The sequence below is a fragment of the Gracilibacillus salinarum genome, from assembly GCF_022919575.1.
GTDB lineage: Bacteria > Bacillota > Bacilli > Bacillales > Amphibacillaceae > Gracilibacillus > Gracilibacillus salinarum.
Window position 1 is genome coordinate 3133147 of sequence record NZ_CP095071.1, and the last position, 24524, is coordinate 3157670.

Here is a 24524-nt window from a genome sequence, read left to right on the forward strand (position 1 = left end):
TAATTGTGAGCTTGGATGAAGCAAAAAAGAAAAAAAAGAACAAAAAAAGGAATCGTCTCATTTTTAGAATATCTATTCTTACCGTACTAGTGGCCGCGGTAGCCTTTGCCTTAGTATCAAATCTTCAGGCAGACAATTCGATATACCAGGTCGGAGATCAGGCACCTGACTTTCAACTTCAGCAGGTTAATGCAAATAATGAATTAGAATCGGTACAATTGAGTGATTTAAGAGGAAAAGGTGTTATGCTGAATTTCTGGGGCACATGGTGCGAACCATGTAAAGATGAAATGCCTTATATGCAAGATCTTTATCCTGAATATAAAGATAAAGGAATAGAGATAGTTGCAGTTAGTTTAGATGCAACGGAAATAGTTATTAACCGTTTTATTGACAACTATGACCTTACTTTTCCAGTTCCTCACGATACGACAGGAGAAGTAATGGATTTGTATAAGGTGGGGCCGCTGCCAACCACTTTTTTCATTAGCCCAGAAGGAGAAATCACCGAAGTAATTGAAGGCGGCTTAACATTAGATAGTATTGAGGGATACTTACAGGAGGTTCTGCCAGAAGCATAAAAACCAGTGGAAATTAATATTATTTATATAAAGTAAACTGAATTTGAATCTTGATAATGGAGGTGAAGACTTATGTCTGAGATTAACATCTTTCTTGCTTTTGGCGCAGGTTTTTTATCATTTATTTCACCATGTGTATTACCTCTTTACCCAGTATTTTTATCTTATATAACTGGCATGAGTGTAAGTGATATAAAGGAAGAAAATAAGAAAATAAATAAAAAAGCACTTCTACATACGATTTTCTTCCTATTGGGCTTTTCAAGTATCTTTATTATGATTGGTTTTACTACAACATTTATATCTGAGTTCTTGTTAACATATCAGGACCTTATCAGGCAAATAGGAGCCGTCGTAATTATTTTCTTTGGTCTCGTCATTGTAGGAGTACTTAAATTTGATTTCTTGATGAAGGACAGAAAGGTTACATTTAAGAATCGTCCGGGTGGCTTTTTTGGTACATTTATTATTGGTATGGCCTTTTCTTTAGGCTGGACACCTTGTACAGGACCGATACTTGCTATTGTATTATCCTTGGCTGCAACAAATCCGGATATTGGCATGGTTATGATGATAAGTTATATATTGGGATTTTCTATTCCATTTCTTATACTATCACTTTTTATTGGCAAATTAAATTGGATTAAAAAACATAGTATCCGTCTCGTGAAAATTGGTGGTTATGTAATGATATTTATGGGAATCGCGCTCTTTTTTGACTGGATGACTAAACTTACTGCCTTTTTAGCAGGGTGGTTTGGTTTTTATGGCTTTTAACAGGTATGTAGATTGATTCATAACATCTTTATAGAAGGGTAACAATGAATGAGATAGGATGTCTAAAAAATCGCTTGTCTAAAAAAATCTATAACTTACACTTTTAAAAAATAGAATAGGGGTTGAATAATTATGAAAAAAGGCATACTTGCAGTGATTGGATTATTGCTCATCTTAATAGTGGTGGCTTGTGATGATAGTACTTCGAATGAAAATGAAATAAAAGATATAAAAGAAACGGTGCATGATTATAGTGTTGGAAATTTTGATGATGTATCTGCTTCCATTACTTCAGAAGAACTTATTGTAACTGATAGTAATAATAAAGAAACTACCTATGGTCTTCCATCGGATGAATTCTTTGTTTCGATTGCACCGTTTATTAAAACAACGCACCCTTGTACTAATCATAGTCTAACTGGTTGCCAAGGGGAATTGGTGGAGAAAGAATTCGATGTATATATCCAAGATGAGGATGGTAATGTGGTAGTTGACGAAACGATGACATCACTCGCAAATGGATTCATTGATTTATGGATACCTCGTGAAAATACATATCAAGTTAAAATAGAATATGATGGAAAAATAGCGGAATCAGAAATATCTACTTTTGAAGGAGACAATACTTGTATAACAACAATGCAGTTAACTTAGTCCAGTTACTTTTTGAAAGGTTTGTGATTTTTTTGGTGGCTTGTTCGTGAGGTATGGCAATATATGCCTTCAATTTCCTGATCATGAATTACAACAATTGCAAATATGTTTATATTGTGCGCAAGAATGTAAATCATAACAATGTGTTCTCTGTGGCTAATACCTTAATAATCTTAATAGATAAAGACCTAGACATAAAGAATCAGAATTAGTTGCAAACAATTCATCAAAAACAGACTGATTAAATGAATCGGTCTGCTTTTTTATCTTTGAAAACTAGGAATTGTAAACCCAAAGAATAATTATAAAGTATTTTATCAGTTAACTCTTGAAAGTGGCCGCCAAATAACAATTATTTTGACAAGTTTAGATGTTACTTAGGGAAACATAACGCATATAAGAAAAATGCTATGGTAAGGGGTGCGAAAAATGATTGATTTCTTTCTAGGGCTTGATCCTGTAATTCAAGCAATAATTGCAACATTATTCACTTGGGGAATGACTGCACTTGGAGCAGCATTAGTATTTACAACTAAATCGTTTAATCAGAAGTTATTAGACGGTATGCTTGGCTTTGCAGGTGGTGTAATGATTGCGGCTAGCTTTTGGTCTCTTTTAGCTCCTGCTTTAGAAATGGCTGAAGGTGGCAGCGTACCTGCTTGGATTCCAGCAGCAGTTGGCTTTATGTTAGGAGGTATTTTCCTATGGGGGATTGATAAATTACTCCCACATCTTCACCCGAACACTCATATAGATCAAGCTGAGGGAATTAAACCTAAAAAAAGAAAAAGAAGCACATTACTAGTACTTGCCATAACGCTTCATAACATCCCAGAAGGTTTAGCAGTAGGGGTTGCTTTTGGAGCAGTGGCCACTGGCTCCCCTTCTGCATCCATAGCTGGAGCTATTGCCTTAGCAATTGGAATTGGTATTCAAAACTTACCAGAAGGAGTAGCTGTTTCCATGCCGCTGTTAAGAGATGGAATGCCTCGTAAAAAAAGTTTTCTATATGGTCAGTTTTCCGGTATGGTTGAACCTATTTCAGCAATTATTGGGGTACTTGCAGTTTCCTTTGTTGAACCACTTTTACCATACGCTCTTAGCTTTGCAGCTGGAGCAATGATATTTGTTGTAGCCGAAGAGGTAATCCCGGGGTCCCAAGAGGAAGGGAATAAGGATCTTGCCTCCATAAGTTTAATGATTGGTTTTACAGTAATGATGATTTTAGATGTAGCCCTGGGATAAAATATTGGTATAGAAAAATATCTACGCAACTTTCGGAGCACCATATTGACCCTCTGAAAGTTGCGTAGATGTGCGTGATCTGATGAGTTAATATAACATGGAATAGAAAAGAATGGGGAGTAGATGATGAAATATAGCAAACTTGTTGGGATCATAACCTTACTATTCATAATAAGTGCGTGTTCGGGAAATAGTGATGGCAATACAAACCCTGAGTCAAAAGATGAGCTCGTCTTAGCGGTTGACGGAGAGCCGGAGGATGGATTCGACCCGACAACTGGTTGGGGACGCTACGGTTCACCGCTTTTCCAAAGCCCTTATTAAAATATGATCAAGATTTTAATATCGAACATGATCTGGCTGCAAACTATGAAGTAAGTGATGATGGTCTGACTTGGACGGTGGAGATTCGCCAAGACGCTAAATTTTCCGATGGAGAGCCATTGACTGCTCAAGATATCGTATTCACATACGAAACAGCAAAAAACAGCGGCTCGGTGATTGATCTCAGTAACCTGGAAAGCGTTGAGGCAACTGATAAATACACCGTGCAATTCACATTAAAGGAGCCACAATCCACCTTTATATACCAGCTGATTACGACAGGAATAGTTCCGGAACATGCTTACGGGGAAAATTATAATGAAAATCCAATTGGTTCAGGGCCGTTTCAACTCGAGCAGTGGGATAAAGGACAACAGATTATTGTTACAGCAAATCCGTATTATTATGGGGAAAAACCATACTTCAAGAAGCTGACGTTTTTATTCCTCTCAGAAGATGCTGCATTTGCGGCAGCAAATGCAGGAGAAGTTGACATCGCTTCGGTACCGCCGGCTTTTGCAAAAGAAGAAATTGAAGGAATGAAATTGGTCGAGCTAGAAAGCGTGGATAATAGGGGTATGATGTTTCCATTTGTGCCTGAAGGAGAAGAAACGGAGGAAGGATATCCAATCGGCAACGATGTAACTGCCGATAAAACAATCCGTAAAACGATCAATATTGCTATCGATCGTCAGGCTTTAGTTGATGGGGTGCTGCAAGGATTTGGCACGCCTGCCTATACGGTTGCAGACAAGCTGCCATGGTGGAATCCGGACACTGTGTTTGAAGATGGGCGAATGGAGGAAGCGAAGCAAATGCTAAATGAAGCCGGCTGGGGATTAAACGATAACGGGGTACGTGAAAAAGATGGACTGAAAGCGGAATTCACACTGCTTTATCCGGCTGGTGACCAAATTCGTCAGTCCTTATCTATTGCTTTTGCGGATATGATAGAGCCGCTCGGTATCGATGTATCGACAGAGGGAAAAAGCTGGAATGAATTAGACCGCTTAATGTATTCCCACCCTGTAATGATGGGCTGGGGAAGTTATAATCCACTAGAAATGTATAACTTATACAGCAGTGAAACGAGAGGAGTAGGTTATTACAATGTCAATTATTACTCCAATCCGGTTGTGGATGAATATATGAATAAAGCATTGAAATCCACATCACAGGAAGAAGCAAACAATTATTGGAAAAAGGCACAATGGAACGGGGAAACAGGCTTCTCCGCAAAAGGGGATGCACCATGGATATGGCTTGTTAATCTTGACCATTTGTATTTTGTCCATGAAGATCTGGTGATCGGCGAGCAAAAAATCCAGCCACATGGACATGGCTGGCCAATAACGGATTTTATCCAGCAATGGCATTGGAAAGGACAGGAATAGAAAGAAGGTATTGTAGGTAAATGTTCAATCTTGCTGTATTATTAGTTGCTTTAATTGGTAAAATCTCTATCTCTATTTGATTAAATCTTTTGAGGAGAATGCAAGATTTTATAGCGCGTAAAAAACCTTTTTCTAGAATGAAGTAATAGTTAGGTGTAACCAGGTTGACTACTGTGTTGCTGTGTCTATTAAAAAAAGAGCCTATGGATGGTGGTGACACCCAAAAGTAAGAGTAGAAAATCTAACTTTCGGGGGTTGGCACCGATAGGCTCTTTTTGATAACACTTTTACGGTCTATTCTACTGGTGATAGTTCACTTTCTGTTACCCATTTATGGTTTGATACTTCTTCACCGTCATTGGTTGGAGTGAAGCTAACCATATACACAGTGGTTTCCTCAGCTGAGTCAATTTCAGCAGTTGCACCATCCATGCCTTCCATATGTGAGGCATCAATGGTAACTTCTGTACCTGGTTCTAATGGAGCCTCTCCGGGATTTTCAAGTTCTTCATGAATAACCCATTTGTGGTCTTCTACTGGCTCTCCGCCATTCGTTGGCGTATAGGAAACAGTATACACTGTAGGTTATGATTAATGAAATATAAAACCGTTTCTTAAAATCATTAACCATTTCTCCATGATTGTGATGGCTGTGATTTTCGTGTCCTTCATGGCCACTCTTATCATGGTCGCCATGACTGCTATGATTATGTGCGTTGTCTTGCTCACGTTCTACATGAGTTTTGTGGTTGTGATGTTCGTGATGCATATGTTGCCCATGCCCATGTTTGTTATCATAATTTGCCATACGCCGTCTCCCCTTTTCAATTATTATTCCTAATATTTATAAATAATATTTCTGGTTATATATTTCATTTTTGAAAACCAACCTTTATAGTAAATGTATTCTTAAATAAGTTCTATGGAATACCCAATCTTGTTTGTCCAAAAAATTATTCCTCATAATCATCTTCCCTCACTACAATACCCTAGTACCGTACTTCTTAACCATTAAATTTGCTAATAGAACTATTCCCTATTAAGTTTCTATCATGATGATTTTCCCTTTACCTTATCTATATAAGTATATATCACCAAATCAGCATCATATATGCATTATGGATCCGTAGAGTCTATATTTTAATATTTAGAAATTTAACAAAATGAATGGAATTGCACAATTCCTGCAAAAAATTAAATTACAATAATACCAAGGGGGTAAGTTGATGAGACAATTAATTGGTTCCATTATAATTGTATTACTATTATTGCTACTATATGGAGGATATCAGTGGTATCAAGGTGCAAATTTTTCAGATACTAAACCAGATTTACAAAATGGTGAGGTTAATATTGAAGAGCTATATGATTCTAATTTTGAAGATAGGAATGTGACAGAATATAATCTAAAAGCAGAACAAGTGAGCTGGGCTATTAATTCTGATACGACTATTGAAGCATGGACATATAACGGAACTGTTCCGGGTGAGCCATTACGAGTAAAAGAAGGTGATGTATTAAAAGTTAATTTGCAAAATGATTTAGATGTACCAGTTACGATTCATTGGCATGGTTTGATACTTCCTAATGTTATGGATGGTGTCCCAGATTTAACACAGGAAGCTGTACAACCCGGTGAAACTTTCACTTATGAGTTTATCGCAAATCATCCTGGAACGTATTGGTACCATTCTCACCAAGATAGTGCTTTGCAAGTGGACAAAGGCTTATATGGTTCATTAGTGATAGAAGAAAAGAAAAGCGAACGGAACAATGAAAATGAAGAAATTTTAATTTTAGATGAATGGTCAACCGATGGAGAACGTGAAAGTGTAACAAATATGCCAGGTATGATGATGGGAAGTATGAGTGGAGATGGTGAAGCAGATACGAAACAAATGTATGACACTTATACAGTAAATGGAAAGTCTGGCGAAAGTATAAAACCACTCATAATCAAAGAGGGAGAAAAATCTTTACTCAGAGTAATTAATGCAGGATATCAAATTCATCGATTGAAATTTCCTGAGAATGTTGCGAAGGTAATTGCCTTTGATGCTGCAAAAACGATAGATAAAAATAATCAAGTAAATGTTATAGAAATTGCTCCGGGTGAAAGAGTAGATATAGAAATTGAAAATAAATTTACAGAACCTTGGTATATTGAAGATGTTTCAGAAACAGGAAATGGAGATCAGTCAAATGTTAGAATTCCAATTGTAATAGATGAGAAGGTAGACTTTAATAAGGTTTATCAAGATAAATCGGGTAAGAATTTAAAAGCGGATGTTGATGGAACATCTATTGGTAGTGAGGTACTTCTTTTTGATAAAACTCCTAAAAATCCAGATGTCGATTATACGATGGATCTAAATATGGGAATGCAAATGGGGGAAGGAATGGTATTTCAAATTAACAATGAGGTATATCCTGATACGCCTCCAATCGAAGTAGTAGAGGGAGATATTGTGAAAGTTACGCTAACTAATAATGGTCGATTGAATCATCCTATGCATCTGCACGGACATCGTTTTCAAGTAGTGTCGAAGAATAGTCAATTGTATGATGAACCAATGGTGAAAGACCTTATCAATGTCGAACCAGGCGAAACATATGAGATTTATTTTAAAGCGGATAATAAAGGTGAGTGGTTATTTCACTGTCATGATAACAATCATGCTGATCGTGGAATGATAACCGTTGTGGACTATCAAAGCGTATATTCTCCATTTGTAAACTAATAAAAGAGGTGATTTATTATGATGAACGGAATGAACGGAAGTGTTGGTTTTATGGGAGGAGGATTTATTTTCACCTTATTCATGATTATCGTCATTGTCTTAATAGTGATGGTATCCATATGGATGTTTAAAACGAATAATAAACAGAATTATAAGAAAGGGAATGATAATGAATCTTTAAATATACTGAAACAACGTTTGGCCAAAGGAGAAATTTCAGAAGATGAATATGATCGTCTTAAAAACAAACTAGATAGATAAGTGGGTGTCAGTCATCTTTTGGATTCATTCTACTGTACCAAAGAGCAGCGCTTATTAGAATAAAAAGAACTCTATACAAAATTATAAAAAGGCACACCCAGTTTTGAAATTATGGTGTGCCTTTGGCATGACAAAAAAGGTATTGGGAGATCACTCGGCAGGTGCAAGTTCATCTTCGGTAACCCATTTATGGTTCGTAACCTGCTCATTAGAAGTTGTTAGTTCAAAATCAACCATATATACCGTTGTTTCTGTTGCTGAATCAATTTCTGCAGTTGCTCCACTCATCCCTTCCATATGGTCAGCGTTCACAATAGCCTCTTCTCCTGCTTCTAACGGATCAGCGCCCGGTTTCTCCAATTCTTCGTGAATCACCCATTTATGGTCGGTCACTTTTTCACCACCATTAGTAGGAGTATATGAGATGGTATATACTGTGGTATCATATGCGCCAACAATAGTCGCTTCAGCACCGTTCATCCCTTCCATATGATCAGCTTTAATAATAGCTTGACTACCTTCAGGATATGTTGGATTGGAAGCCTTTTGTAGATCTTCTGGCACTTCACTAGATCCTGACATGTTCATATCAGAATGATCCATCCCATCCATTTCCTCCTTTGATTCAGAACCTGTTTCCTCTTCTATATTAGAATCTGATTTTTTAGCGTTTTCTGGATTTGTCTCTTCTGTTTCCCTACAAGCAGCTAAGACAATGAAAGCTAACAGAAAAGTTAGTATTATTATAAATTTTTTCAATTATTATCCCTCCAAAATTAATCATATATAATATACTTGGTTAAAATGCATAATTTGTGCAGATATCAATTTAAAGCAATTTTTTTAATATGACCTAAAAATGGTGGTTCTATTCATTTAAAAGGTAGTTGTGTTTTGTGATAAATGTGACCTACAACAACTAATATGAATGTTCCAATTAAATGAACAATGGATATTTGTTTGATATTTATTTTCGCTTCTTGTTCTTTTGTTTCGCTATCGCTAGTTTGGTTATCAGTTGGAATCTTATTTACCTCTATTGCATTATTGTTTGAATTGGTTTCTATCTTTTGTTTTTCTAACTTGTGTGTGCTAAGGATTTCATCGTTGTCAACTACAATTTCAAGTGTACCTTCTTGTGTAACTTGATGTTGAATGTTACTTCCAAAAGGATAAGTAAAAGCTAGTTTTTGCGGAAGAATATATGAGTCTGTTTCATTTGAAAACGTAGTCTCTTTTTTGATATAGGAAGTCTCAAAATGATCAAATCCAAAGTTTAACAGTTCTATTGTGTCATCATACGCAAGTTTATCAGTAGAGCTATTCAATGTAATTACTATTAAACTTAATTTTTCACTTTCTGCAGTAGTCGCTAGTGTATATCCGGATTGATGAACAAAACCGTTTTTTCCACCTGTTATACCTTCAAAGGGGATTTCCCCTTTTAATAATTTGTGATGAGTAATAAGAGTTGTGTCCCAGGATAACCCCTCCCATGCAAATTGTTTAGTACCAAAAATATCCTTAAACGTTTCATTTTTTAAAGCATATTGTATTATCTTAGCCATATCCTCAGCAGTTGTGGTATGGTTTGGATTGAAAAGGCCGTGTGGATTCGTGAAATTTGTATTATGAACTCCAATTACATTTTTAAGATAAGTATTGATATCCTTTGCAAATTGTATTTCAGATCCACTTAAATGTTCAGCAATTGCTACACCTGCATCATTACCTGAGTTGATTAATAAGCCGCGTATCAAAGTATGAAGAGACACCTTTTCTCCTTGTTCTAAAAAAACAGTTGTTCCTTCTACGTTTTTAGAGCTAGCATTACTACTAATTGTAACGATATCTTCTAGCTTTCCTTTTTCTATTGCAAAAATGGTTGTTGCAATTTTTGTTAAGCTTGCAGGATACATTTGAGATGTTGAATTTTTCTCAAATAAAATTTGTCCAGAGTCCTTTTCCATTATGATAGCAGCCTTACTTTGGATGGTTGGAAATGAATTAGTTGCTGCATTAATTGAAATAATGAAAAAAACATTAAATAGTATTATTGTTAAAATAATGAATATAAATTTGTGCATTGTTATTTTCTCCTATATAAATTGTTATAGTAACAATCATATATTTATCATGTGGAGAAAGTTTGCAGATTTAAATTTGTAATATGTTCTTAATATAGTGTAAAAATTGCAAGGAAATTCAAGAAGCTTCATGCATAATTAAACTATCGTTAGTTTTTTCTATTATTGATCAACTTTTCTTAGTATCATAAAGGAATTATTATTACATAGATAAATATCAAAAGCATCCCCAGTTTTAAGAGAATAAAGCTTTCTTAATTCTTGAGGTATTCTAATTGAACCATTTTCATTTATGACCATTACATTCTCAAATGTATTGAAAGTATACTTGTAAATAAGTATTCCATTTAAGTGTTTATTTATTGAAATAATCACTTCTTCTCTTTTGGAAATACATAATTTCTCTCTGATATACGTTGGTATAGTTATTGTATTTCTCTTATTTATCGTACAGAACATACCTGTCCTAATCAAATGTTCATGTCGTTTTAATAGATAAGGGATTTCAGACATATTGCAACACCTCGAGTATCATGATTAATTATAATAAATCAAAAATGTCAAGAAATATTGCAGAATTTTAATTTATTTACTAAGCCTATTAAAAATTACGAATTAAGGTTTTTAACATACCATTTTTCACCAATGAAAGTAAGTACTAAAACAAGAAGTGAAACGATAACGATTAATAGATCTGATTGTATTTTCACCCAAACAAATGCCGACAAGACAATGGCATCGAGCGTAAAAGCTGCCCCCACAACGAATAGATTTGCTTCTACTTTTTCTTTTAGTTTTGTAAGTAGTCCCCAATGAATGATCATATCCATAATCAAATACAGAATAGCACCCATTGAAGCGATTCTACTTAAATCAAAAAAGATCGTTAACACCATTGCGATTACTATCGTATACACGAGTGTATGGCGTTGAATATTACCAGGCATACCAAAGTGGCGATGAGGGATTAACTTCATGTCAGTCAACATTGCTAACATACGAGATACCGCAAAGACACTAGCAATGATACCTGAAATCGTAGCAATGATCGCTATAATAACCGTAAACCAAACCCCTAGGTTTCCTAAAGCAGGTTCAGCTGCTGCAGCAAGAGCGAAATCTTTCTTTTCTATTATTTCTTCGATCGATAAGTTGCTTGAAACAGCCCAAGCGATAAGAATATAGACAAACAAGCTGATTAAAATCGAAAATAAAATAGCTCTACCAACATTTTTTTTAGGATTTTCAATTTCTTCCCCTTGATTGGTTAGGGTTGTAAAACCTTTAAAAGATAATATCGTTAATGCAATGGCTGCAATAAAACTAGTAATGGTAGTCTCAGGTGATTGACCAGAAGTTTCAGCAGGTTGAAAAGAAAAATTCGCAACAATAAGCCCTGCTCCGGCAAAGATTAATAATCCAATAATCTTAAGAAGCGAAATGATCGAAGTAAATGATTGAATAAATGTATTACCAGAAATATTCACTAGAAAAGCAAAAATCAGTAATCCAACACCTAGAATAGGTACCCAGATACTGTTTTGGTTGATGTCGAATAACTGTAACGTATAAGTACCAAAAGTTCTGGCTACTAAACTTTGATTAATTACCATAGAAAAAGCCATTAATAAGGCTGCAAACGCTGCTAGCATTCCTTTACCGTATTCTTTTACCAGATACATGCCAATCCCGCCAGCAGAAGGATAAGCTTGACTTAATTTTTGATAGGAATAAGCGCTAAAGCCGGTAACAATTCCTCCAATGATAAAGATAAAAGGAAAGTATTTTCCTCCTAATTCAGCTACCTGACCAAGTAAAGCGAAAATCCCAGCGCTAATCATTACACCAGTGCCTAATCCAATTGCTCCTAATAATTTGATGCTATTTTTTTTATAAGTCGATGAAGACATAGCTGAAATTCCTCCTTATTCATAAATGATTTACAATAGTATTACCCACTAAATATGCAAGAAATGTGCAGAAAAGGTTAGAATTTTGAAGATGCAAAAAAAAACACCTATTTCTGCACAAAATATTAAAAAAGATTTGATAATATATGACGATAAAGCAAATGGAGGGATAAGTAATGAAAAAAATATATATAACGATGTTCGTGTTTCTTTTGTTTTTAATACTAATTTCCTGTTCCGAAAAAGATACTAATACACCATTTATCAAAGAACTTGAAGAAAATATATCCCATGTACACGGGATGGGTTTTAATGAAGAAGGAAACCAAATACTTTTTGGGACACACGTAGGTCTTCGCATATACGAAGATGGAACATGGTATGAAACCACAGATCAATTAAATGATTACATGGGATTTGTTGCCGTTGATAAAGGTTTTTATACTTCCGGTCATCCAGAGATGCAATCTGACTTGCCAAACCCTATAGGTATTCAAAAGAGCGTTGATGGAGGTAGAACATTAGAAAGTATAGGTTTTGTCGGGGAAACGGATTATCATTTCATGGCGGTAGGTTATAATAGTCATGACATATTTATTTATAATCCTGATAAGAATTCTATGTTGGAAAAAGGCTATTACATAAGTAAAGATGATGGAGAATCATGGGAAAATGTACAGGCTTCTGGAATTGAAGGTGATTTAATTGAAGTAGCTATTCACCCGAAAGATTCTGATTATATAGCTGTTTCGACTACGATTGGAATTTTCTTATCGACAGATAGTGGTCAACAATTCTCCTTATTATCAGAGCAATCCCAAGGAATTGGAGTTTATTTTAGTGATGAGGAATTATTTTATTCGACATACGAAAATACAGCTAATTTATATTCTCTTCACTTAGATTCAAATAAACAAATAGCGTTATCGTTGCCTGAATTAGCAGAAGATGCTCCATTATTTATGGCGCAAAATCCTGCCAATCGAAAAGAATTTGCATTTTATACCATGAATGGTCAACTTTATATTAGTCAAGACGGATACAAATCATGGAAACAAATACTGTATGATGGAAGTGATCATTAGAATATGATAAATAAAATATCCTTTAAAATAGGAATGCTGTTTTTCGTTTTTATCTTATTTGTAGAAATTCTATTATTTGTGATTCTTTATTTGAATCTAGCTAATACTCAAGCTAATGAAGTGATGGACAACTTATTAGCTAGAGGGAACACCCATCGAGATGTTTTAGAAGATCATTTTAATGCTTCTACAATAGATCATGTTGGCATGATGGAGTCTGCTTCAGATTTTACGGTCGTTATAACGGACCCCAATGGGAACGTTATTGTAGATTCAAATCATATTGAAGCAGAAATGAAAGCGGTCATACAAAAAGCGTTACAAAACCCAATACAATCAGATGGAGAGATCATTTCTAGTAATTGGAAAGAAAATCAATATATTGCGTCAAATAGTATTATAATGACTGGTAATGAAGTAAAAGGTCATGTTTTTATGTTTGCTGAAACAAATAAAATTAAACATGTATTAAATGAAATGGGTAAGCAATTTAAACTAATTGGATTGTTAACCTTCATTATAACTATTGTTACCATATTTATTTTATCCAAATTAATAACTGTCCCACTTATAAGAATGAAAAAAGCTACAGAAAACATTCAAAAAGAAAAAGGAGAATTGCCATTAGATATAAAACGCAAAGATGAATTAGGTGTTTTAGCAAGAACAATTAAAGAACTTGCGGAAGACTTAACCCACTTAAAAACAGAAAGAAATGAATTTTTAAGTAGTATCTCTCATGAATTAAGAACACCCTTAACATATATAAAAGGCTATGCTGATATCTTGAGTCGTCGTGAAATTAATAAAACGGATACTCTAAAATATAGTACCATTATTAAAGAAGAAGCAGAACAGCTTTCTATTTTAATCAAAAACTTGTTTGATTTAGCAAAAGTAGATCAGCATAATTTTGTCATTAATCAGGAATGGATATTATTAGATCAAATTATTCAATCGGTAATAAGGCGTATGAAACCAGCTTTTGACAATAAAAATATATCAGTTGTAGTCCAATGCCCAGAAAATTTAAAGGTGTATATTGATAATGCACGTATGCAACAAGTTTTCATTAATCTATTAGATAATGCTCAGAAACATTCACTTCACAACACGTCCATTCTGTTAAAAGTTGTGGAACATAAACGTTCTTTGGAAATTATAATACAGGATGAAGGAGAAGGTATTCCGAATGAAGAAGTTCCAAAAGTATTTAATCGATTGTACAGAGTGGAAAAATCGAGATCACGAATGAATGGTGGATCTGGAATTGGTTTAGCGATTACAAAAGAAATTATTGAATCGCACGGAGGTAACATAAAGATGGAGAGCGAATTGGGAAAAGGGACAAAAGTCATTATTACATTACCAAAGGATGAAAAATGAATGTATAAAGTTTTAGTTATTGATGATGAAATTCGTATGTTAGAGTTAATTGAATTATATTTAGAACCGTATGCATTTGATTGTTATAAAACTACTGATGCAAATGAAGCTTTAACGCAGCTGATTCAGAACAGAATCGATTTAGTTATATTAGACATTATGATGCCGAAAATGGATGGATTTGAGCTATGTGAAAAAATCAGAGAATTCTCATACGTTCCTATTATAATGTTAACAGCCCGTGAAGAACAAGCAGATATTATAAAAGGCTTGAAACTTGGAGCGGATGATTATATAACAAAACCTTTTGATGAAAATGAATTGATTGCCCGAATGGAGGCTTTGCTGAGAAGAGTTCCTCCAAAAGAGATGGTTGAAAGGAATGGGCTAATCTGGAATAAAGAAAAATATGAGTTGAGCTATCGAAACCGTGTGATTCCTTTAACGCGCAAGGAGTTTGAATTAATTGGATATTTAATCAAAAGTCCTAATAAAGTTTATGAAAGAGAGATGTTAATAGAATTAATATGGGGTTATTCAGCTGAAATTGAAGGTCGTACTGTCGACTCTCACATTAGAAATATTAGAGAAAAGATTGGAAAAGTAGAGTTTCCAATAGAACAACATTTAAAAACTGTGTGGGGGTTGGATATAAATGGATATAAATGGATATAAAAGGGGCATACAGTAGCAAATGAACAAATCCTTAGTTTTAAAATCAAATGGATAATACCACAGTCTATGCATCAAAATCTAAATCTGATTAAGAAAAATGAGATATAGTTAACAAATAGTAAACAAAGTATGGACAACAGAATAGATGAATTATAGTTTGATTTTTCTTTGTCAAAATTTCTTTACCTATCTTCACTTGATCTCTCCTATAGTGGTTAAAATTGGGTAATCGTCTTGAAAATGAGCTTTATTAAAATGTTCGTAAGAAACCAGATGAATACAAGTCTTCAGATGACTTTTTTGAATCTAAAGAAGAGGGAATACCAGAATTTGAAATCATAGAAGAGCACTATTACATGGAACTACCTCAATCTGAGGTCTCCCATTATTTAGAAGAGGTTGAGGATATTGATTTACATATTGAATTATTTACATGTTTTAACTTTTATAGAGAATTTTCTGACGCTATTAATTATAATATGTCATTGGCTGATAAAAAAAGGGAAGAATTAAACAGCTCAATTTCAGAAATGGCAAAAAATGGTGAAATAAATATTTCAAAGCTTCAAATGGAAAAAGAAAAGATTGGCATGAAGTTTGTTGAAACTGAAAAATATTATGTTAAAAAGAAAAGCTGTTGGAATGAATTTTACGATAAAGATATGTTGAGAAAATTCAATGAGGTATTAATTCGTTTAAATGATGAGATAGAAACTGTAAAACTAATAAAGCAAAATGGATATTAGTGATTTTTCAAGGTTTATTTAAGCAGATGAATAGAACACCTTAACAAGCCTTACTACAACCTATTTGTAGTAAGACTCTTATCTTTTTAACTTAGAACTAAATAACTTTATTATCTCTATTCACTAAAATATAATTTAGTTTTGCCCTAGTTAAAATGGGCAGAACTAATACAATCCAATAATCAAAAGGTTTTAAATTATTTTGCCTATATTTTAAGGACTATACAAATGATGACCATTGGTTATACCCCCATATGAGAGATAATGATGGAGATGGTATGGTGGGAGAGTAAGACCATAAAATATTGATGCGAAATAAAGGAACGAATTCATATCTTCTAAATTTACCTGGTGAAAATATAATTATTTTCTCTAACGCGTGCGGGGAGGCCGATTTATGGAGAATATATTAAGAAAATCAAGTTTTTATGGATTATTGTTTGGGTTAGCTATTGCTATTTTAGTTATTAGTTATAAAGATGTGCAGGTAAACAATGGTGTTCGTCACATCACCTATATGCCAGTATTCGAATACATAATACAAATCTTACGTGTAGGTATTATAGGAATGTTTTTAGGACTATTTATTGGCTGGAAAGGTTATGAAAAAAAATATAAATCTCAACAAGAAAGAAGAACTTATTACCTTCCATTCTTTTTTATTGTCTTTATTATTTCAACTATTTTAATGGCTATATTTAACTGGTAATAATATTTTGCTGCACGGATGCTTTAGTATAATAAACCCTAATAAAAAAGACGATTCCTAAACATAATAGAATCGTCTTTTTTATGCAGTAATTTGCTTAACGTTGTAAATCCACATTCTCCTGCTTGAATTCCTATAAAAATTTATAAAATAGAAAAAGCGTGTGTTTATATCAATCTATTCTTCAAAACACGTTTTAAATATATTAAATTGAAAGCATTAACGTGGACAACTCTTGAATATCCTATTTTTATTAAATAGTATCGTTGTACTGTTCAACAAATATATTTTTCTGACTTATTCTTTCATAAAGATGACTCAAAGTTTGTTTCAAATATTGTAAAGAAGGAAAGAAGTATAATAACTCTTGGTCTTTTGAATTACCAATGGAAAATCTATGCTGTGTGATCTTTACAGAATTACTTTGAAAGTGTAAGTTTCCCATGATTTTTATTGTTGGTTGGGTCATTAAAGTAATGGCCAGTCATTGATCCGTTAATTATCTGTAGATGTCCATAGCCTCGGTGATTGCTCATACCCTTCTTGTATTGTTCAGGATCTTTATCATTGTAATAGGAATAAAACAATTTTATCCCTCCACCATCATTAACTTTTAATGATGCTGTGTGACTTGATGACTTAGAATGGTTAAATTTACCTCTAATGCATATCCTTGACCACGTTTGCTCAATAAACAACACTGCTGGAAAGCCCTCTTTAAAATCATAATAGGAAGATCTAAATTCTCCTTTCCAAGTGCCGTTTAGATTGGGTGTTTGAACTAACCCAATCTTCCTAAGTAATTTCCATTTCCAAATAAACTTATCAAATATAGAATATAAAATTCCAAACAAACCCATAGCTGCTATAGATACCGTAAATTCCATAAAAGGAATAGTAATTATTATTGTATTTATGAGCGAGCTTACTAGACCCGAAATTATGATAGATATTGAGGCCAATCCGAAGAAAACTGTATTACGTTCTACATCAATACTATATTCATGCATCTTTACCACTCATTCCAAAGCGTAATAACCTGATTTACAAATGTCCGTGCATCATCTTCTCTCCATTGTTCTTGACTATTGCCAAAGAGATAAATTTGTTCATTTTGACAAATAAATTGTGACATTGAATCACGGTTATCATGTAGCCATTCTAGAACCTTATAAACTCGTGTTGAAATGCTTGGCTCATCATAACAATAATCAGATACATTGTATAATAAATTCTCTACAAAATAGGATGGAACTTGTTGTTGCTTTGAAATAAAGTTTGATAATTTATAATAAAGATTGATCATTTTAAATAAAGTCCGATAATTTATAAAAATGTTTGATACAATTAATGTGATGAATTGTTCCAGAATAGGGCCAAATTGTAGAGTAAATGAAACTTTTCATATGGCTGATTCGTAAAGAATGAGACAGCGCGATTAAACGAAAGGATGATTCAAGATGTATGAGTATGAATTTGTTAATATTAAAAATGACTGGCACGGCGAACCTAAAGAAAATGAGGAAGAAATTATAAAAAAGTATGCGAAAGATGGGTGGCGATTACATTCGATTACCCCACTCTCAACAACCACTGGCGGGACAACTGATTTAAAACTTATTTTTGAAAAAGAAGCTCAATAAATACAATAGTTTATTTTGTAGATAATCCTAAGGTGTGTTTTATAATCTTACTTTAACGGGCGCGATTGCGGAAGATCATAGATAGAAAATGATCAAACTTTTTTATAAAAACTTCACACCCATTCACAAGAAAAGAATCCGTTTTGATCAATCATTTTTTCAAAACGGATTCTTTTTATTTGCCCAAAAATGTGAATTTGAGAGATATTTTTAATCAAACTTTATTTCAAAGCTACAATAGCAAAGAAAAAAGTATAAATGAATTACTATAGAATCGGGTGTAATTGCTAAACAACAAAAGGATAAAAATGGTAAAAATGTATAACATTTAACAAAGAGTGTCCATTTTGATTGATCCTTTTTTCAAAGCTACAAAAAGCAGCTTTCTTATAGCCTGTCAATTGCCATAAGAAGCTGCTTGATATCTTTATGCGTATAAACTTTATCAGTGATATCTTTAGCTGCGTGACCCATGATCCGTTTGATTGATAGTTTATTTGCATCAGCATTATCCATAAGGGTTGCGAAGGTATGTCTGCAATCGTGTGGTCTATGATTCAATTCTAGTTGTTGCATAATCTTCTTGAATTTCTCATGATAATAAACATAATAACTCAGTTTGTTTCCCTCAAAGTTTGTAATCAGATATTCATTATTGGGATCCATACGATTTTCAATTAATTTATGGACTTTTTTATGAATAGGTATGACCCTATTCGTCCCAGCTTCCGTTTTGAAGCCACCCCGAAGATATCTTTCATCTAATTGAATACTTTTATTTTTTACTTCCACAAGTTCCCCAGGGCGCAAACCAGTGTAAATCATAATTAAAACAGAATCAATGTCATTGAAGCGGTCGATGTTTTCCCACAGAATATTAATCTCATCCAAAGTAAATGGTTTTCTGGAATTCTTTGTATCATTTTTTGGAAGCTCGACAAATCTAGCATAATCTTTATGTGTTAAATCGTTTTCTAAAGCATGTTTATACATTTGATTAAATAATACTTTTATTTTTTTCTTTGTACCCCATGATTTATCACAGTTATCAATTACAGATTGTAGATGAGCCTTCCTTACTTCATTAAATTTCATATCGTGTAAAGGTTCTGATCTTCTAAAAGCCATTTCATAGCCAAGTTGATTTGATTTTGAAATTTTAGTGAAACGTTCTTTTATTAAGCGTTCATATACTTCTTTAAATGTGAGCTTGCCAGCTGATAAATCATACGGGTTATTATTATAATCAGCTAATGCTACCATGGCCTCTCTTCTGCTTTTATAATATCCTAGATACTCCCGTCTTTGTTTTCCTTCGTCATTCCATCCAGTAGTGACTATGACCGCGAATGGTTTTCTTCGTTTACCGGACAATTTGCATACGGAGCCGTATCCATTTGGATTTTTCAATTTCCTTACCACCTTTCATATCAGCAGGATAGACATATGGGAATATATGTTCTATATATGTGTTAAAAAAAAGAATGCAATATTTGCATACCTACTTTATATGATCAATTTTTTTCAGATTGCACATTTCTTCTGGAACGCCATACGTTTGAGCTACTTCATTTATGGTAACGCTTGTATCTTTAAATTCATAAATACATTTATCTGGAATAAGCAATTCAACTGCAAATGTATTAGCCTCTACCTCATTTTTGTTTGTAGTAAAGAAGGTATTCTTCTTTAAAAAAGGTGCATTTTCACTTTTATGCAATAACGAATGGCCTAATTCATGAGCACAGACAAATCTTTGCAATGTCTCATCTATATTATCATTAATATGGATAGATTGAATCCTTTTGTAGCAAGTGTAGTATCCCAAAGATCCCCCCAGAGATTCAAAAATAATCATGATACCTTTACGCTCTGCTATTTCAAAAGGGCAATTTGTTCCATATTTATCAATAAGTTTTATTGCTGTATTCCTAGGCATTAAATGCGCCATAGAATACCTTATTTTTTATATTTGTTGGGGGTAAACTTTTGTTTTGCCATTCGTTTAGCCATGCGAAGTGAATTTTCCAATGAAGCAATTAGTAGTTCTCTATCTTCCTTATCCATTTCATCTATCGCCCTTCCATCGAATTGTGAGTATGCATCATCATTAGATAAGTTATTTATCATCTTTTCTAGATCCTTAGCTATATCACGCTCTTCCTTATCTGACAGCTCAGGAGGATCTTCCTCTTGCTTGGTGTTGTTTGGTTTGTAATAACCAGCCACCCTCATTATTTCATCATAAGGAATGGATAGTGCTTCTGCAAGTTTTTGGATATTCTCGGCTTTTGGAATGCCTCTTTTTCCATTTTCGATTCTGGACAATTGCGCAGCGCTAATACCTGAATACAAAGAAAGTTGATTGATGGTGTAACCTTTTTCATCCCTTTTTGCTTTTAGATATTCTCCAAATTGATTGCTCATAGTTTTCTCTCCTAAACACTGATACCCTTCTACCCTTATATTACTAAAAATAATTACCAAAAGGAAATTTAATTTAGAAAAATATTAAAAAGTATTGCCATATGGTAATTGTTAATGTTAAGGTGTTACCATAAGGTAATTACCAAAAGGTAAAAGGAGGGTTCATTTGAAAGATGTAAATGTCATTTTGATTAATTTAGACTTTTTGAAGGCATATTTGAAAGACAAGGATATTTCTCAAAGTCAATTTGCGGATAAGGTAGGAGTTACGCAAACTACTGTTAACCGGATTATGAATGGCAAGAGAAATCCGGGAGGTAAATTTATTGCAGGTGTTCTGCGGAGCTTTAACGATTTAAGTTTCGATGAAGTATTTTACTATGACAAAAGCATTGTCAACTGAATAAAAGATAAAACAATTCGTTTGGAGGGATTAATTTGGAAACAATTATTGATGAGAGAGAAAGCATGAATATTAAAGTTTCTGAGGCAGCAAAGATCTTGGGTAAATCTGAACAATTTGTACGAATTGGATTACAACGGGATATTTTACCAATTGGTATTGCAATTCAAATGTCTAGTAAATGGACATACCATATCTCACCAAAGTTACTCAAAGAGTATGTAGGAGGGGAAGTAAGCATCTAGCTTGAAGTTATTTAAACCTGTTTAATTCTGGAGGTTAAAAATGAGCAACATTAAATGGATTAAGTTAAGTACTACTATGTTTGATGATGAGAAAATAAAGCTAATAGAAAAGCTTCCAGAGGCCGATACCATTCTAATCATTTGGATTAAATTGCTGTCCCAGGCTGGGAGAACAAATGCCAACGGTTATATTTATTTGAACGAAAATGTCCCATATACAGAAGAGATGCTGGCAACGATATTCGATAGGTCGCTCAATACAGTGAGGCTTGCTTTAAAAACACTAAAAGAGTTCGGGATGATTCACATTGATGACGATTCTTTTATTCGAATTTCAAATTGGGAAAAGCATCAAAATGTTGAAGGAATGGACCGTGTAAGGAAGTTGAATGCAGAGCGTAACAAAAGGTATCGCGAAAGAAAGAAACAGCAATTACTAGAAAATAAAACGGATGACGTTAGCGTGACGTCACGTGATGGTACAGAAGAAGAACTAGAAAGAGATAAAGAACTAGATATAGAAATAGAACAAGAACAAGATAAAGACGTAGCGCAGATTATTCAGTTTTGGGATAAAAATGGATTTGGTGTAAATAACATTCATGCAAAAAAACAGTTGTTGTTGTGGTTGGATGATTCCTCATTTAAGGATCCCAGTGAAGTCATTTTAAAGGCATTAAATATTGCTTGTGAAAATGATGCTAGACGACTTAAATATACGGAAGGCATCTTAAGAAACTGGGAAAACGAATCCTTACTAACCGTTGAAAAAATCGATAAGAATCACAAAAACCGAAATAAGCAAGCTGTAAGTCAAATAGATTACGATCCGAATAGAGATAGATTCTAGGAGGTGTTATCGATGGAAACTATAGGAACGCTGCTTAAACAATCTTTACCTTTTAAAGAATGTCGTGAAAAGGAATGTGAGCAATGCGGAAATCTATACAAATTATTTGAAACTCCCAAAGGTGTTCTTGGAGCATGTAAACATTGTATGGAACAACAGTTATTAGAAGAGCTAAACGTACCAACAAAGGAAGAAAGAGAAAAGCTAAAAGAAAAGCGATTTATTGCAACTTTTGAGCGAGTTACACATGATTTAAAGCAAGCAACAATTGATTCTTATATACCGAAAGAAACGTCGCAATCCGAAGCAAAAAAAGCAGCAATAAAATATGTGAAAACCTTTGATGGTGTTCATTCACTTCTGTTTAGTGGAGATTGCGGTCTGGGGAAGAGCCATTTATCTTTTGCAATCACGAAAATGCTGCGGCAACAAGGTTATAAAACGCTCTATATCAAGGTCACTGATTTATTCGATTTTATCAAGAACACATACAGTCCGGATTCTAGCATAAGCGAAATGCAGATTTTCCAAATGATAGATGAATTAGATTTGTTGGTACTTGATGATATTGGCTCTGAATATGTGAAAGCAAACGAATATGGACATGAAAGTTGGGCATCTGATGTGTTGTATAAGATATTCGATATGCGACTCAATAAATCAGTTATTTGTTCTACGAATTATTCTGAGAAAATGCTTACTGAAAAATATGGGAATCATGGCAATCGTATTATTGATCGGATGATGGATTTAGCAAAAGCAATCCGACTTGAAGGAGAAAGTTATAGACGAAAGGAGAGATTTTAAATGTGGCAAGGAATGAAAAGTGTAATGGTATTTGACCCTAAGGACAGTCAAGAAGACACAGAACATAAATGGATGGAGTGGAACAGGCATAAAAGTGCTGTTAGCGACAAATATGTACCAACGGCAGAAGAAACTAAAAAAAGATTAATAGAACAGGAACGTCACAATGAAAGATATGCCTAGTATCTCTGCAACGTTCCCGACTTACTCATAGATATTATAGCATTCATTGAAGGATAGTTAAATGCGATATATGTGGTTAAAAGAATTTGGGGAGGTATCGTTTTGCAAGCTATAAATAGCACTAATAAAAAGGAAATTAATATACACGTAAGTTATTCAGAGGCGCACTTTATTGGTGAAGCACTTTCATCCTATCGGTTAGTTATGCAAAAACTTTATGGAGTAAATAGCGAGGAAGAAAAGTACATTGGTGAGCTATTGCATACAATTCGAAATCCATCAGTAAAAAAGAGAAAGCACGTGAACGAGAGAGATAGCTTAGAAAGGGGAATTTGAAGGATGGAGGCTGGAACAACATGATTGATGTGAATGCACAAATGCATGTTTATGAATACCTTGGGAAAGAAAATGATCCTCTTTATAACAATATAACGCAATTAAAGGTCAATCAGTCTATCCAGATTCCTGAAACAAAAATGCAAATAACAAAAACTAGATTTGGGATGTATGAAATTGTATCAGCTGAACAGCACGAATGTTATTCAACGGCTCAATCTTTATATGAACAAATTAATGCTTTACTGAATGCCATTTCACTTGAAAGGTTATGAAAAGATTTTAGTAGATAGGGTGGGATCTTTACGATAATAACGAAAGGATGATGATAAATGAATTTTGCTGCTGATATTGAAGGGGTTTTTACGAAAGAAGAAATTGAATCATTTTTAAAAGATGAGCAAAAATTCTACATCGAATATGCGGAAGAAAACTGGCTTGATCGTTATTTCAAAATAAAGGCGATGTCGCAAAGAACTCATGTACCAAGCATTACTTCCGTTATATCTGATACACCAGGTGGATCAAATCTTAATCATAGTAAAACAGAGCAATTTGCATTGAAATCCATTCAAGCAAGTGAATGGTTAGACACATTATTTTATGCAGTAGAATCACTTACTCCAGCTGAACAGAAATTAATAGAATTGAAGTACATGAAGAAGCGTAACGATGGATCCAGATACTGTGATGAAGTTATTTATCCTCAGCTGTTTATCGGAAAGACAAGATACTATGAGATGAAAAAAGAAGCCTTAGAAATGCTGGGTAGAAATTTATATGGATTATTCAGCGAAAGAGGTTGTTCATAATGGTTGCTTTGATGCAGGCAGTGAAGAAAACAGTATTAGTTATGTTTTTGCTAATACTGTTTATTGCTTTCTCCACTTTATGTGGAATTGTATTCTTGGTTATGTTCCAGTGGTTTATGCAGACTGATTTTTATCTGGGTGTGGTTGGCTCTGTTGAGTTTTGGAAGTGGGTATTAGGGGTTCCGTTGGTTATTATCTTTTTTGCGTTTTGTGCAAATGTTGCTTAAGCCTGCTGAATAAGAT

At 33.9% G+C, this 24524-nt stretch carries 29 protein-coding genes and 2 pseudogenes; 22 read left to right on the forward strand and 9 right to left on the reverse strand.

Annotation, left to right across the window (positions count from 1 at the left end):
* Positions 1 to 5 precede the first annotated feature (5 nt).
* From resA to MUN87_RS14655, 5 genes and pseudogenes are all read left to right on the forward strand, one after another.
* Positions 6 to 581, forward strand: a complete 576-nt coding sequence (resA, locus tag MUN87_RS14635) for a thiol-disulfide oxidoreductase ResA (RefSeq protein WP_244741256.1) — start codon at positions 6 to 8, stop codon at positions 579 to 581.
* A gap of 72 nt (positions 582 to 653) precedes the next feature.
* Entirely contained in the window at positions 654 to 1358 is a 705-nt protein-coding gene (locus tag MUN87_RS14640) for a cytochrome c biogenesis CcdA family protein (protein WP_244741258.1), read from the forward strand.
* Between the two features lie 132 nt (positions 1359 to 1490).
* The gene (locus MUN87_RS14645) at positions 1491 to 2012 is read left to right on the forward strand and encodes a CueP family metal-binding protein (RefSeq protein WP_244741260.1); all 522 of its coding nucleotides are present in this window, start codon (positions 1491 to 1493) and stop codon (positions 2010 to 2012) included.
* A gap of 429 nt (positions 2013 to 2441) precedes the next feature.
* A complete protein-coding gene (locus tag MUN87_RS14650; RefSeq protein WP_244741262.1) occupies positions 2442 to 3257 on the forward strand; it encodes a ZIP family metal transporter in 816 nt (271 codons plus the stop codon).
* A gap of 123 nt (positions 3258 to 3380) precedes the next feature.
* Positions 3381 to 4975: pseudogene (locus tag MUN87_RS14655) on the forward strand (ABC transporter substrate-binding protein).
* Between the two features lie 294 nt (positions 4976 to 5269).
* Here the strand turns inward: MUN87_RS14655 and MUN87_RS14660 are convergent.
* A pseudogene (locus MUN87_RS14660) lies at positions 5270 to 5557 on the reverse strand (YdhK family protein); the annotation flags it as partial.
* A 644-nt stretch (positions 5558 to 6201) separates the two neighbouring features.
* Here MUN87_RS14660 and MUN87_RS14665 point away from each other — a divergent pair.
* Positions 6202 to 7716, forward strand: coding sequence for a multicopper oxidase family protein (locus MUN87_RS14665; RefSeq protein WP_244741264.1), 1515 nt, complete (start codon positions 6202 to 6204; stop codon positions 7714 to 7716).
* 18 nt (positions 7717 to 7734) lie between these two features.
* The gene (locus MUN87_RS14670; RefSeq protein ID WP_244741266.1) at positions 7735 to 7977 is read left to right on the forward strand and encodes an SHOCT domain-containing protein; all 243 of its coding nucleotides are present in this window, start codon (positions 7735 to 7737) and stop codon (positions 7975 to 7977) included.
* A gap of 150 nt (positions 7978 to 8127) precedes the next feature.
* On the opposite strand, the gene MUN87_RS14675 is transcribed toward MUN87_RS14670, so the two are convergent.
* The 3 genes from MUN87_RS14675 to MUN87_RS14685 all read right to left on the reverse strand — a co-directional run bounded on the left by MUN87_RS14675 (position 8128) and on the right by MUN87_RS14685 (position 11974).
* Positions 8128 to 8736: a DUF1541 domain-containing protein gene (locus tag MUN87_RS14675; protein ID WP_244741268.1), complete on the reverse strand. Its 609-nt coding sequence runs from the start codon at positions 8734 to 8736 to the stop codon at positions 8128 to 8130.
* Between the two features lie 113 nt (positions 8737 to 8849).
* On the reverse strand, positions 8850 to 10064 hold the full coding sequence (locus MUN87_RS14680; protein ID WP_244741270.1) for a D-alanyl-D-alanine carboxypeptidase family protein: 1215 nt from the start codon (positions 10062 to 10064) through the stop codon (positions 8850 to 8852).
* 608 nt (positions 10065 to 10672) lie between these two features.
* The gene (locus MUN87_RS14685) at positions 10673 to 11974 is read right to left on the reverse strand and encodes an APC family permease (protein WP_244741272.1); all 1302 of its coding nucleotides are present in this window, start codon (positions 11972 to 11974) and stop codon (positions 10673 to 10675) included.
* 176 nt (positions 11975 to 12150) lie between these two features.
* Here MUN87_RS14685 and MUN87_RS14690 point away from each other — a divergent pair, with 176 nt between their 5' ends.
* The 5 genes from MUN87_RS14690 (at position 12151) to MUN87_RS14710 (ending at position 16575) form a co-directional block, all read left to right on the forward strand.
* Positions 12151 to 13059 (forward strand): F510_1955 family glycosylhydrolase, encoded by a 909-nt coding sequence (locus MUN87_RS14690; RefSeq protein WP_244741274.1) that lies wholly within the window; start codon positions 12151 to 12153, stop codon positions 13057 to 13059.
* Between the two features lie 3 nt (positions 13060 to 13062).
* On the forward strand, positions 13063 to 14445 hold the full coding sequence (locus tag MUN87_RS14695; protein WP_244741276.1) for a sensor histidine kinase: 1383 nt from the start codon (positions 13063 to 13065) through the stop codon (positions 14443 to 14445).
* The gene (locus tag MUN87_RS14700; RefSeq protein WP_244741278.1) at positions 14446 to 15120 is read left to right on the forward strand and encodes a response regulator transcription factor; all 675 of its coding nucleotides are present in this window, start codon (positions 14446 to 14448) and stop codon (positions 15118 to 15120) included.
* Positions 15121 to 15476: 356 nt separating this feature from the next.
* A complete protein-coding gene (locus MUN87_RS14705) occupies positions 15477 to 15866 on the forward strand; it encodes a hypothetical protein (protein WP_244741280.1) in 390 nt (129 codons plus the stop codon).
* A 397-nt stretch (positions 15867 to 16263) separates the two neighbouring features.
* Entirely contained in the window at positions 16264 to 16575 is a 312-nt protein-coding gene (locus tag MUN87_RS14710; protein WP_244741281.1) for a hypothetical protein, read from the forward strand.
* 419 nt (positions 16576 to 16994) lie between these two features.
* On the opposite strand, the gene MUN87_RS14715 is transcribed toward MUN87_RS14710, so the two are convergent.
* Positions 16995 to 17585: a Cap15 family cyclic dinucleotide receptor domain-containing protein gene (locus MUN87_RS14715; protein ID WP_244741283.1), complete on the reverse strand. Its 591-nt coding sequence runs from the start codon at positions 17583 to 17585 to the stop codon at positions 16995 to 16997.
* Between the two features lie 2 nt (positions 17586 to 17587).
* Positions 17588 to 17881, reverse strand: coding sequence for a nucleotidyltransferase-like protein (locus tag MUN87_RS22565; protein ID WP_500796460.1), 294 nt, complete (start codon positions 17879 to 17881; stop codon positions 17588 to 17590).
* Between the two features lie 154 nt (positions 17882 to 18035).
* Here MUN87_RS22565 and MUN87_RS14720 point away from each other — a divergent pair, with 154 nt between their 5' ends.
* Positions 18036 to 18218, forward strand: a complete 183-nt coding sequence (locus MUN87_RS14720) for a DUF4177 domain-containing protein (protein ID WP_244741285.1) — start codon at positions 18036 to 18038, stop codon at positions 18216 to 18218.
* A gap of 387 nt (positions 18219 to 18605) precedes the next feature.
* Here MUN87_RS14720 and MUN87_RS14725 read toward each other — a convergent pair whose 3' ends face one another.
* The 3 genes from MUN87_RS14725 to MUN87_RS14735 all read right to left on the reverse strand — a co-directional run bounded on the left by MUN87_RS14725 (position 18606) and on the right by MUN87_RS14735 (position 20645).
* A complete protein-coding gene (locus tag MUN87_RS14725; RefSeq protein WP_244741287.1) occupies positions 18606 to 19628 on the reverse strand; it encodes a tyrosine-type recombinase/integrase in 1023 nt (340 codons plus the stop codon).
* Between the two features lie 91 nt (positions 19629 to 19719).
* Entirely contained in the window at positions 19720 to 20169 is a 450-nt protein-coding gene (locus MUN87_RS14730) for an ImmA/IrrE family metallo-endopeptidase (protein ID WP_010652048.1), read from the reverse strand.
* Between the two features lie 8 nt (positions 20170 to 20177).
* On the reverse strand, positions 20178 to 20645 hold the full coding sequence (locus MUN87_RS14735) for a helix-turn-helix domain-containing protein (protein ID WP_244741289.1): 468 nt from the start codon (positions 20643 to 20645) through the stop codon (positions 20178 to 20180).
* 166 nt (positions 20646 to 20811) lie between these two features.
* Here MUN87_RS14735 and MUN87_RS14740 point away from each other — a divergent pair, with 166 nt between their 5' ends.
* The 9 genes from MUN87_RS14740 to MUN87_RS14780 all read left to right on the forward strand — a co-directional run bounded on the left by MUN87_RS14740 (position 20812) and on the right by MUN87_RS14780 (position 24508).
* Positions 20812 to 21048: a helix-turn-helix transcriptional regulator gene (locus MUN87_RS14740; RefSeq protein WP_077356198.1), complete on the forward strand. Its 237-nt coding sequence runs from the start codon at positions 20812 to 20814 to the stop codon at positions 21046 to 21048.
* 35 nt (positions 21049 to 21083) lie between these two features.
* Positions 21084 to 21293, forward strand: coding sequence for a hypothetical protein (locus MUN87_RS14745; protein ID WP_244741291.1), 210 nt, complete (start codon positions 21084 to 21086; stop codon positions 21291 to 21293).
* A gap of 40 nt (positions 21294 to 21333) precedes the next feature.
* Positions 21334 to 22143, forward strand: a complete 810-nt coding sequence (locus tag MUN87_RS14750; RefSeq protein ID WP_244741292.1) for a phage replisome organizer N-terminal domain-containing protein — start codon at positions 21334 to 21336, stop codon at positions 22141 to 22143.
* A 12-nt stretch (positions 22144 to 22155) separates the two neighbouring features.
* Positions 22156 to 22950 carry an ATP-binding protein gene (locus MUN87_RS14755; RefSeq protein ID WP_244741294.1) on the forward strand — a complete coding sequence of 265 codons (795 nt, stop codon included), beginning with the start codon at positions 22156 to 22158 and terminating at the stop codon, positions 22948 to 22950.
* Complete coding sequence (locus MUN87_RS14760) at positions 22951 to 23133, forward strand: hypothetical protein (protein ID WP_079708060.1); 183 nt, start codon at positions 22951 to 22953, stop codon at positions 23131 to 23133.
* Positions 23134 to 23235: 102 nt separating this feature from the next.
* Positions 23236 to 23469 carry a hypothetical protein gene (locus tag MUN87_RS14765; protein ID WP_079708059.1) on the forward strand — a complete coding sequence of 78 codons (234 nt, stop codon included), beginning with the start codon at positions 23236 to 23238 and terminating at the stop codon, positions 23467 to 23469.
* Positions 23470 to 23489: 20 nt separating this feature from the next.
* Positions 23490 to 23744: a hypothetical protein gene (locus tag MUN87_RS14770; RefSeq protein ID WP_102414338.1), complete on the forward strand. Its 255-nt coding sequence runs from the start codon at positions 23490 to 23492 to the stop codon at positions 23742 to 23744.
* A 57-nt stretch (positions 23745 to 23801) separates the two neighbouring features.
* Positions 23802 to 24281, forward strand: coding sequence for an ArpU family phage packaging/lysis transcriptional regulator (locus MUN87_RS14775; protein WP_244741296.1), 480 nt, complete (start codon positions 23802 to 23804; stop codon positions 24279 to 24281).
* On the forward strand, positions 24281 to 24508 hold the full coding sequence (locus MUN87_RS14780) for a hypothetical protein (RefSeq protein ID WP_153835216.1): 228 nt from the start codon (positions 24281 to 24283) through the stop codon (positions 24506 to 24508). The genes MUN87_RS14775 and MUN87_RS14780 overlap by 1 nt, the downstream gene beginning before the upstream one ends.
* Positions 24509 to 24524 lie beyond the last annotated feature (16 nt).